The organism is Corallococcus praedator (assembly GCF_003612125.1).
Classification (GTDB): domain Bacteria; phylum Myxococcota; class Myxococcia; order Myxococcales; family Myxococcaceae; genus Corallococcus; species Corallococcus praedator.
On sequence record NZ_RAWI01000061.1, the window covers coordinates 21718 to 32390 of the forward strand.

Annotated in this window: 7 protein-coding genes; all 7 read right to left on the minus strand. The window is 69.6% G+C overall.

Annotation, left to right across the window (positions count from 1 at the left end; genetic code table 11):
- Positions 1-3: 3 nt before the first annotated feature.
- Positions 4-3297: a glycoside hydrolase family 2 TIM barrel-domain containing protein gene (locus D7Y13_RS10970; RefSeq protein ID WP_120583270.1), complete on the minus strand. Its 3294-nt coding sequence runs from the start codon at positions 3295-3297 to the stop codon at positions 4-6.
- The gene (locus tag D7Y13_RS10975) at positions 3294-4664 is read right to left on the minus strand and encodes a GH1 family beta-glucosidase (protein WP_120534970.1); all 1371 of its coding nucleotides are present in this window, start codon (positions 4662-4664) and stop codon (positions 3294-3296) included. The genes D7Y13_RS10970 and D7Y13_RS10975 overlap by 4 nt, the downstream gene beginning before the upstream one ends.
- Positions 4645-5640: an ABC transporter ATP-binding protein gene (locus tag D7Y13_RS10980; RefSeq protein ID WP_120534971.1), complete on the minus strand. Its 996-nt coding sequence runs from the start codon at positions 5638-5640 to the stop codon at positions 4645-4647. The genes D7Y13_RS10975 and D7Y13_RS10980 overlap by 20 nt, the downstream gene beginning before the upstream one ends.
- The gene (locus D7Y13_RS10985) at positions 5637-7406 is read right to left on the minus strand and encodes a dipeptide/oligopeptide/nickel ABC transporter permease/ATP-binding protein (RefSeq protein WP_120534972.1); all 1770 of its coding nucleotides are present in this window, start codon (positions 7404-7406) and stop codon (positions 5637-5639) included. Before D7Y13_RS10985 ends, D7Y13_RS10980 begins: the two co-directional genes overlap by 4 nt.
- Positions 7399-8382 (minus strand): ABC transporter permease, encoded by a 984-nt coding sequence (locus D7Y13_RS10990; RefSeq protein ID WP_120534973.1) that lies wholly within the window; start codon positions 8380-8382, stop codon positions 7399-7401. The genes D7Y13_RS10985 and D7Y13_RS10990 overlap by 8 nt, the downstream gene beginning before the upstream one ends.
- A gap of 2 nt (positions 8383-8384) precedes the next feature.
- Entirely contained in the window at positions 8385-10028 is a 1644-nt protein-coding gene (locus D7Y13_RS10995) for an ABC transporter substrate-binding protein (RefSeq protein WP_120583269.1), read from the minus strand.
- A partial coding sequence (locus D7Y13_RS11000) for a glycoside hydrolase family 16 protein (RefSeq protein ID WP_147452434.1) occupies positions 10025-10673 on the minus strand: 649 nt, incomplete at its 5' end. The genes D7Y13_RS10995 and D7Y13_RS11000, both read right to left, overlap by 4 nt.

The window sequence follows — 10673 nt, forward strand, 5'->3', positions numbered from 1 at the left end:
CCCTCAGAGAGAAAGGATGGCATACGCGCCCACCTCGTATTCGCGGCCCTTCAGGCCCTCGGCGATGCCCCGGTCGTTGAGGCCTTCCGAGTACTCATCCAGCATGCGGACCAGGCCGCGCAGACCGAAGCGCGTGGACACCGCGCCCAGCACCGGCTTCTTCAACCCGTAGGACAGGTCCCCGCCCAGCTGCACCGGGTAGGTGAGGTTGAAGACGCGGTGGTAGTCGTACGGACCCCAGTCGTTGAAGTGGAACTGGGCCGCGAGCAGCAGCGTGTCGTAGAGCACGGAGCCGTCCAGGCCGAAGCGGTGGATCTGCCGGTCGTCCTCGCCGGAGGACTGGTTGCTGCCCACGAACGCCGTGCCGAACAGGCGCAGGCGCTGCGTGGGATTGCCCACCAGACGCAGCGTCGTCTCCCACTCGTCGCGGGCGACGGGCGAGCGGCCGAAGGCGATGGTGCTGCCATCCGCGAGGATGGCGATGCCGGCGTCACGCGACGTGGGCTGGTGGCGGTAGACGATGTCCAGGCCCGCCGCGAACGGCGCGTCCTCGCGCAAGTCGCGGTCCCACGCCCAGAACCAGGTGCCGGGCGTCGGGTCGAAGGTGATGAGCAGCTCCGCGCCCAGCGTCTCGCGGTTGTCCAACACGGTGAAGGCATCCACCAGCACGTTGCGCGGACGCACGCCCGCGAAGTACTGGCCCGTGGCGGGGTCGAACGCGTCCTCGATGGTCGGGTTCGGCCCGACGAGGGGCTTCTGGTAGAGCAGGTTCGGGGAGACTTGAATCGTGCCGAACTGCAGCGCGGCGCCCAGCTGGCCGGCGTAGTGGTTGCCTCGGCCGCTCTCGCGCAGGCTCCAGCCGGTGATGATGTTGGCCTGCTCCGGCCCGCTGTCCGCGACGAGGCCGCGGATGGAGGACTGGAGGAGCCAGCGCACCATGCCCATGTCGTAGGTGAGCCGCGCCTTCGCGCCCAGGGTGTCCAGGAACTGCACCTGGTCCTGGAGCACGTCGTAGCCGCTGTTGAGGTAGCTGGGCGCGTCCGCGGCCGCCTGCCGCGTATAGGTGAACGTCTCGCCGATGCGCTGGGGCGCGGACATCAGGCCGCCCACGTCCAGGACCATCTTGCCGGTGGCGTACTGGAAGTTCAGCGCCGTCCTGCGCGCGATGCGCTCACGCACCACGGAGGCGGTGTTGGACGAGGCGCCCTGCGCCAGGTCCTCCTGGTGCACCAGGGTGATGTTCACCGGGCCCACGTTGTTGCGGTACTTGGCCACCGCGGACGGGTTGGCGCCCCAGTACAGCTCCGGGCCCACCGCCACCTTCAGGCCCTCCAGGTTGCGCTTGCCCGTGAACACGACGCCGAAGGGCGCGTTGCCGTGGTAGATGTCCAGGTTCGGCCCGTAGTTCGCTTCACGGTAGAGGCCGAAGAAGTCGCCCTCCTCGCCCCAGTGGTAGTGGCCGGTGCGGTAGTAGCCGTCGAGCGCGAAGTCCGTCCGGTCCAACTTGAACTCCGCCTGGTAGAGCGCGAAGCGATCCAGCGGGTTGTTGGACGTCGGCGGTGAGCCGGGGCTCGTGGGGATGCCCGCGCCCGGCGCGGCGGGCGTGCCGCGGTTCTCGTAGAACAGGTTGTTGAGCCGGTTCTGCGCCACGTTGCCCACGACGTTGAAGGACGCGCGGCCGTAGACGCCGCTGGCCGGCTGCAACGCCAGGTCGAAGAAGATGGATTCGGTGTGGTCCGCGGAGCTCTGGTTGGGCCGCACCGTCGCGATGCTGCCGCGCGACAGGGAGCTGTCCAGGAGCAGCCGCAGGTTGGACACCCGCACCGCGCTCAGCTCTTCCGTGCGCGCCAGCGCCACCGACGACGTGTAGCTGCTGGTGAGCGCGGAGGGACGGATGCCCGCGAAGAACTGGCGGATGGTGTCCGGGTTCGTGGTGGGCGCGTACGGATCCAACCGGAAGGCGGCCTGGAGCACGTAGTAGGCGGTGCGCGGCTGGATGCCGCTGATGCCATTGGCGTCCGGCGGGCCCAGGGCCGCGATGCCGAACCACTCCTCGTTCATGTTGTTCTGGCCGGGGACGAAGTCGGACGTGTAGCCCCCGTTGGGCCAGGACGCGGTGGTGTCGTGGATGGAGAGGTTGGCCTCCTGGCCCATCTTCCACCAGCCATCCACCCACTGGAACACGAAGCCGCCCACTGCCGTTCCAGACAGGCCCTGGCCATAGCTCTCCAGGTAGATCTGCTCCCACTGCGTGCGCAGGTATTCCGCCTGCGCGACGTGGTCCTCGCGGCCCGCGCGGGCGTCGTACGCGTCCGCGCCGAACTCGGAGAAGAACACCGGCTTGTTGAGCTTCTGCTTCACCTCCGCGAACAGGTCTCGCGCGGTGGCACCCCGGTAGACGTTCGTGCCCAGCACGTCCAGGTCCTGGCAGTGCTTGGCGATGAGGTCGATGTACTGCAGGTCGCCGTTGGCGATGGACACGGGGTGGTTCGTGTCCCGCTTCTTCACGGTGCGCGTCGCTTCACCGTAGAGCGTGTACAGCGACTCCGCTCGGGCGGCGTCCTCGTGGCCGGGCAGCGCTTCGATTTCAAACGACGTCCAGTGCAGGCCGTAGTTGTTCTCGTTGCCCAACAGCCACATCAGGACGCCGGGCACGTCGCGGTAGACTTCGACCTTCTCCGCCAGCGCGTCGAGGATGGCCTTGCGGTGCGCGGGGTTCGAGTAGTCGATGTTGGGGACCATCACTCCGTTGACGGCGTGGCCGTAGCGGCCCATCAGCGGGTTGAGCATCGTGTAGATGCCGTAGTTCCGGTAGATGTACTCCACCCAGAGGGGCGGGATGTCGTCGAACTGGCGGATGGCGTTGATGCCCGCGTCGCGCAGCAGGCCCATCTCCTTGGCCAGCACCTGCTTGATGAAGTCCTCCGGCTGCGTCCAGAGCGAGTACCGGTAGTTCTCACCGATGGGCGTGTAGCCCCAGTTGATGCCGTGGATGGCGAAGTCCCGGCCGTCCACCTGGAGCTTGAAGCCGCGCTCGTCGTGGATCACGCGCGTCACCGTCGTCCGCACGGCGGCGCCGTGCACGGTGGTTTCGGGCGGGGGCGCGGGCGCGGCCACCGGGGCCGGTGCGGCCTCGGCGGGGACGACCGGAGCGGCCGGCGCCGTGGCGTCCACGGGGCCCGCGGTGGGCGGCTGGCTGGCGGCCGGCGCCTGGGCGGGAGCCCCTGCCCCGGGCTGCTGCGCCACGGCCTGCGCGCCACACAGCGCCAGACACGTCGTCAGAAAGAGCTTTTTCAAGCGGCCTGCTCCACGTCCAGGCCGTTCTGGGCCACGACGTCGCGGTAGAGGTGGGCACTGTCCTTCGGGGTGCGCTGCTGGGTGGCGTAGTCCACGTAGACCAGGCCGAAGCGCTTCTCGTAGCCATATGCCCACTCGAAGTTGTCCAGGAGCGACCAGGCGAAGTAGCCCGCCAGGTTCACGCCCTGCCCGATGGCGTCCGCGCACGCTTCCAGGTGCGTGCGCAGGTAGTCCACGCGCTGCGTGTCGTGCACGCGTCCATCCGCGCTCAGGCCCGTGGAGTACGCACAGCCGTTCTCCGTGATGTAGATGGGGCCCGGCTTGTATTCAGACTCCAGGTGGACGAGCAGCTTCGTGAGGCCCTTCGGGTAGACCTCCCAGTCCATGTCCGTCTTCGCCGGGTTCACGAACACCGTGCGGGGCGCGTTCTTCTCCTCCGGGATGCGGTTGCTGCGCAGCACCGCGCGCGAGTAGTAGTTCACGCCCAGGAAGTCGGTGGGCTCCGCGATCGTCTTGAGGTCGCCCTCCTGGATGAAGTCCAGCTTCCCGTTCGGGATGCGACCCGCCTTCACGTGGTCCTCCACGACGTCCATGGGGTAGCCACGGCCGTAGAGGGGCTCCAGGAACCAGCGGTTGAAGCCGCCGTCGAAGTCGCGGCAGGCGTCCGCGTCCTCGGGGCTGGGCGACGCGGGCTCGCCGGGCGTGAGGTTGAGGGTGATGCCCACCTCCGCGTTCTTCACGTTGGAGCGGATGACCTGCACGGACTTGCCGTGGGACACGAGCAGCTGGTGCGACGTGGCCAGGGCCTTGGACCAGTCCTTGTGGCCCGGCGCGTGCTCGCCGTTGCCGTAGCCCAGCACGCTGATGCACCAGGGCTCGTTGTGGGTGATCCACCGCTTCACGCGATCCCCCAGCGCGCGGCTCATCACGTCCGCGTACTCCACGAAGGCGTCGCCGGTGGAGCGCATGGGCCAGCCGCCCTGGTCCTCCAGCACCTGCGGCAGGTCCCAGTGGTAGAGCGTGACGAACGGTTCGATGCCCGCGCCCAGCAGCGAGTCCACCAGCTTGGAATAGAAGTCCACGCCCGCGGTATTCACCTGGCCCCGGCCCGCGGGGAGGATGCGCGGCCACGCGATGGAGAAGCGGTAGGACTTCAGCCCCATCCAGCGCATCAGTTCGATGTCCTCCGGCCAGCGGCGGTAGTGCTCACAGGCCACCGAGCCGTCGGACTTGTCGTTGATCTTCCCGGGCGTGGCGGCGAAGCGGTCCCAGATGGACTCGCCACGACCGTCGACCGTGGTGGCACCTTCAATCTGATACGCGGAGGTGGCCACACCCCAGAGGAAGTCAGGAGGAAACTGACGCATCGGCGGTAACTCCTTTCGAAGCTTCAAGGTGGCAGCGAACGAGGTGGTTCGCGGCCGGCAGGACGTCGGGGGGAGGAAGGGTGGAGCAGCGCGGCTCCGACACAGGACAACGGGGGGCGAAGGGGCAGCCCACGAGCGGAGGCAGGCCCGTGGAGGGGCGCACCGGCAGCGCGGCCTGGAGGAAGTCCACGCCATCCGGCACGGCCGACAGCAACAGCTTCGTGTACGGGTGGCGCGGCTGGCCCAGCACCTGTTCGGCGCGGCCCGCCTCCACCACCGTGCCCGCGTAGAGCACGAGGATGCGGTCGGCCAGGTGCCGCGCGCTCGCCAGGTCGTGGGTGATGAACAGGATGCCGATGCCGCGCTCCTGCGTGAGGCCGCGCAACAGTTGCAGCACGCCCTTGCGCGTGGACACATCCAGCATCGACGTGGGCTCGTCCGCGATGATGACCTGCGGCTCCACCGCCAGGGCGCGCGCCACCGCCACGCGTTGGCGCTGGCCGCCGGACAGCTCATGCGGGAAGCGCTTCGCGAAGTGCTCCGCGGGCGTCAGGCCCACCGACTCCAAGAGCGACAGCACCTTGGTGCGCAGCCCGGACTTTGGCACCCGGCCATGGCGCACGAGCGGCCGCTCCAGGTGGTACGCCACCGTGTGCACGGGGTTGAGCGAGGCGAACGGATCCTGGAACACCATCTGCACGCGCCCGCGGTAGTCGAGCGACGCCTGCGCGCTGCCGTCCGCGAGCACGTCGCGCCCCGCGAGCCGCAGCTGTCCCGCGTCCGGCATGTCCAGCCGCGCCAGCAGCCGGGCCAGGGTGCTCTTGCCGCTGCCGGACTCGCCCACCAGCGCGACGATCTCCCCCGGCTGGAGGGAGAAGGACACGCCCTTGAGGATGGGCCGGCGCTCGCGGGAGAAGAAGCCGCCCACGGAGAAGCTGCGGGTGAGCCCTTCCGCCTCCAGCAGGGGCGCGCTCATCGGTGACCTCCGGGGATGGCGGCGACGCGCGTGGACGGCCGGGACACCGACAGCTCCGGTGCCGCCGGCGCGTGCGACGTGACGGACACGTCGCCCGCGATGAGGTGCGGGAACGACGACAGCAAGAGCTGCGTGTACGGGTGGCGCGCCCCGGTGCGCAGCCCCTCGGAGGTGTTCACCTCCACCAGCTTGCCGCCCTGGAGGACGCCCACGCGGTCCGCCAGCGCGAGCAGCAGCGGCAGGTCGTGCGTGATGAAGAGGATGGCGAAGCCCAGCCGCTGCTTCAGCTCCACCATGCGCTGGAGCAGCTCCTTCTGCACCACGACGTCCAGCGCCGTGGTGGGCTCGTCCATGATGACCAGCCGGGGCTCCAGGGCCAGCGCCAGCGCGATGCCCACCCGCTGCCGCATGCCTCCGGAGAGCTGGTGGGGATACGCCGTGACGAGGTCCGGCGACAGGCCCACCATGCCCAGCAGCTCCCGCGCGCGGGCGTAGGACGTGGCGCGGGACACGCGGCCGTGCGCCGCCAGCGTGTCGTGGAACTGCTCGCCCAGCGTGAGCACCGGGTTGAGCGCGCTCATCGCGCTCTGGAACACCATGGACACCTGACGCCAGCGGAAGGCGCGCAACCCGGCGCCCTCCAGCGCGGTGACGTCCATGCCGTTGAAGAGGATGCGCCCCTGCGTGACGCGCGCGGAGGACGGCAGGAGGCCCAGGAGCGCGGAGCCGATGGTGGACTTGCCGCTGCCGGACTCGCCCGCGAGGCCGAAGACTTCACCCGGCGCCAGGTCGAAGGACACGGTGTCCACCACGCGGGAGGCCCCCTTCTCCGTCGCGTAGTCGATGCACAGGTCCTGCACGCTCAGGAGCACGCCCGGCGCGGGCCGGTCCACGTGCACGGGCGCCACGGTCCCCCTGGGCAGCGGCGCGGGCTTGTGCACGCGCAGCGCGGGGTTGGTCAGCTCATCAATGGCGGAGCTCACCAGCGTGAGCGCGAAGCCCACCAGCGCGATGCACATACCGGTGGGGACGAAGATCCACCACGAGCGCGTGAGCAGCGCCGCGTCGTTGCCGGCCCAGTACAGGTTCGTGCCCCACGTCACCGCGCTGACGTCGCCCAGGCCCAGGAACTCCAGGCCCACCTGCGCGCCCACGGCATAGAGCGTGTTTCCAATGAAGGACGAGCCCAGGAGCGACGCCATGTTGGGCAGCAGCTCCCGCGACACGATGCGCGCGTGGCTCTCCCCCGTCACCACCGCCGCGGACACGAAGTCGCGTCCGCGCAGGGCCAGCGACTCCGCGCGGAACACGCGCGCGTTCCAGGCCCAGCCCGCCACCGTCAGCACCGCCACCATGCGCATGGGGCCGGACGGCAGGTAGGCGCCCAGTACGATGGCCAGCGGCATGCCGGGGATCACCAGGAACACGTTGGTGGTGAGCGACAGCACGTCGTCCACGCGGCGGCCCAGGTAGCCCGCCGTCACGCCCACGAGCGCGCCCACCAGCGTGACGAGCGCGCCCACCGCGAAGCCCACCGCCAGCGTCTCGCGCGCGCCCACCACCGTCTGCGCGAGCACGTCCTGGCCCTGGCCCGTGGTGCCGAACCAGTGCGCCGAGGACGGCGGCTGGTGCGGACGGCCGACGAGGTCCGTCGGATCCATCACGAACCAGGGGCCCACCAGGGCGAGCAGGAGGAAGAACAAGAGCAGGCTGCCGCCTACCGCCGCCTTCCGGTGGCGGAGGAGCCTTCGCAGGGAGTCACGCATTCGAGCGGGTCCTCGGGTCCAGCCAGAGGCAGATGAGATCCACTGCGAAGTTCGCCGCGAGCACCGCGAGGGTGATGACCAGGAACAGCCCCTGCATCAGCGGGTAGTCCTGATTGCGCACGGCGAGGATGAGCAGGTAGCCCGTGCCCGGATAGGAGAAGACGATCTCCGTGAGCAGCGAACCGGAGAGCACGAAGCCCACCGCCATGCCGAAGCTGGTGACGTTGGGCAACAGCGCGTTGCGCGCCGCGTACCGCAGCATCACCTGCCGGGGCGGCAGGCCGCGCGCGTGCGCCAGCCGGATGGAGTCCGTGCCCAGCGTGGCCACCATCGTGTTGCGCATGCCGAGCATCCACCCGCCCAGCGTCGCCACGACGATGGACGTCGCGGGCAGCACCGCGTGCCGGGCCACGTCCGCGGCGAACGCGAACGTCATCCCCGGCTCCATGTCGTGCCCGTACGCGTGGCGCAGCGGGAACCACCCCAGCACGAAGCCGAAGAGGTACAGCGCCAGCATCGCCAGCCAGAAGTACGGAAAGGCGCCCAGGAACGCGAGCGCGGGCGCGAGGCCGGAGTCCAGCCACCCTCCCCGGTTCCATGCGGCCAGCACGCCCAGGAAGGAGCCCAGCGCGAAGCTGATGAGGACCGCCACACCCGCCAGCGCCACCGTCCACATCAGGCCGGTGCCAATCACCTCCGTCACCTGCGACGGGAAGTACGCGTACGACATGCCCAGGTCGCCCTGCACCAGGTGCTTCAGGTAGGTGAAGTACTGGGCGTACAGCGGCGCGTCCGTGAAGCCGAAGGCGGCCTTCAGCGCGCCCATCGCCTCCGGGGCCACCTTGCCCTCGAAGCGCGCGAACATGGCCGCGGCCGGGTCGCCGGGCGCGAGGCGCGGAATCACGAAGTTGAGCGTGAGCGAGGCCCACGCGGCGATGAGGTAGAAGCCCATGCGCCGGAGGATGTAGCGACCCATGCTCAGCGCTCCCTCGGGGTGAGCTCCGTCAGCACCAGGAGGCTGTCGGGCTCCGCGTGCGGCGCCAGCCGCGCGTAGGGGTTCTGTTCGGTGGGAAAGCCGGTGAAGCGCAGCGAGTTGGACTCGCCCCACGACGGGTTGGGGAACAGCGGGATGGCCGGCGCCAGCGCGGAGAAGCGCTTCTGCACCGCGGACATCAGCGCGTGCTGCTCCTCCGGCGTACCGGCGCGCTCGAAGCGGATGAGCAGCTCATCCGCCTCCGCGTCTCCCAGGCGGTGCCAGTTGGCCGCCGCCACCTCGCCCACCGGGCGCACCGTGCGCGGGGACAGGAGCCACTTGTAGAAGTTGTACGGCGTGGGCCCGTCCAGCGACCAGGAGATGGCCAGTTGGAACTCGCCCTTCTGCAGGCGCGTGAACCAGGTGCCGAACTCGTACGTCTTGAGCTGCACGGAGATGCCCAGCTTGCGCAGGTCGCGGCCCACCACCTGCCCCGCCCGCACCCAGTCCGACCACCCGCTCACGACCTCCAGGTCCACCGCGAAGGGCTTGCCGTCCGGCAGGCGCCGGATGCCGTCCTCGCCGCGCGCCAGCCCCGCTTCGTCCAGGAGCTTGTTCGCCTGCGTCAGGTCGTAGTGCGTCCAGGAATCCTTCGCGACCTCCGGATCCTTCCAGCCGGTGTACGCGTCGTTGAGGGCGGTGGCGTCCGCGGGGCGGGTGTAGCCGTACATGGCCACCTCCACCAACCGGTCGCGGTCCAACGCCATGCTCAGCGCCTTGCGCACGCGCACGTCGTCCAGCGGGGGGCGCGTGGTGTTGGGGTACAGGAAGACGGTGCTGCCGTAGAGCGGGAACCAGCGGTTGTGGTGCGCGGGGTCGCGGGAGACGAAGGTGCGGTCCACCGCCGGAACGAAGTTGCCCGCCCAGTCCACCTCCCCTTCCACGAGCGCCATGTTGGCCTGGTCGTTGGTGGGGAACGCCAGGAAGCGCAGCGCGGACACGGCGGGCTTGCCGGGCATCCAGTAGTGCGGGTTGCGACCCAGCTCGTAGACCTGGTTGCGGAACAGCGTCACCTGGGTGAAGGGCCCCGTGGCCACCGGCTCCGGGTTGGTGAACGTCACCGGATCCGCGACGTGCTCCCAGATGTGGCGGGGCACGATGATCTGGTGCGCGAGGTCCGCGAAGCCCGGCAGGTACACGCGGGAGAAGGTGAAGGCCACGGTGCGCGGCCCTTCCACCTTCACGTCGGAGATGAAGCGCCACACGCCGCCGGCATCCAGCGCCGGGTGCTTCTTCAGGAGGCCGAAGGTGAAGGCGACGTCCTCGGCGGTGAAGGGCTTGCCGTCGGACCAGAGGACGTTCTCGCGCAGCGTGAAGCGCAGCGTCTTCTGGTCCTCCGTCCACGCGTGCTGGATGGCAAGCCACGGCACCCACCTGCCCTGCGCGGAGCTGAAGATCTGCATGCACTCGTAGACGCCGGCCCGGGTGGGCCAGCGCGCACCGGCGCCCGCGAACAGCGGGTTGAAGTTGCGCACCCACGCGCTCTGCTGCTCCACGGAGACGAAGAGCACGCCGGGCGGACGCGGGCGGGGCTCCGAGGAGCACGCCAGCAGCAGCACCAGCGGCAGGAACACGCGGGCGAACTTCACGGCGTCGGCCTCGCGTAGACGCGCACGTAGTCCACCTTCATCGTCTGCGGGAACACCGTGGAGGCGTCCGGAGGCCCCACGAACGAGCCGCCCACCGCGACGTTGAGGATGATGAAGAACGGATGGTCGTAGACCCACTTCTTGCCACTGCCAGGCAGGCTGTCCGGCGTGGCTTCGAAGTAGACGGTTTCGTCCAGCATGAAGCGCACGCGCTCCGGTTCGATCTCCACCGCGTACACGTGGAAGTCCGACTGGAGGGTGCCGCCGCCGACGGCGTGCTCGCGGCCCACGTTCTGGCCGCCGGAGTAGCCCGGCCCATGCAGCGAGCTGCGGACGATGGAGGGGATCTGCCCCCGGTGCTCCATGATGTCGATCTCACCGCACTGGGGCCAGCCGACCTGATCCACGTCCGCGCCCAACATCCAGAACGCCGGCCAGATGCCCCGGCCCGCGGGCAGCTTCAGGCGGGCCTCGATGCGGCCGTAGGTGTGCGTGAAGCGGCCCTTCGTGGAGAGGCGCGCGGAGGTGTAGTCGTTGCCCTGGTAGCGCTCGCGCCGAGCGGTGATGGCCAGGTTGCCCTCGCCGTCCAGCGACGCGTTCTGCGCGCGGTTGGTGTTGTATTCGAACTGCCCGTTGCCCCACCCG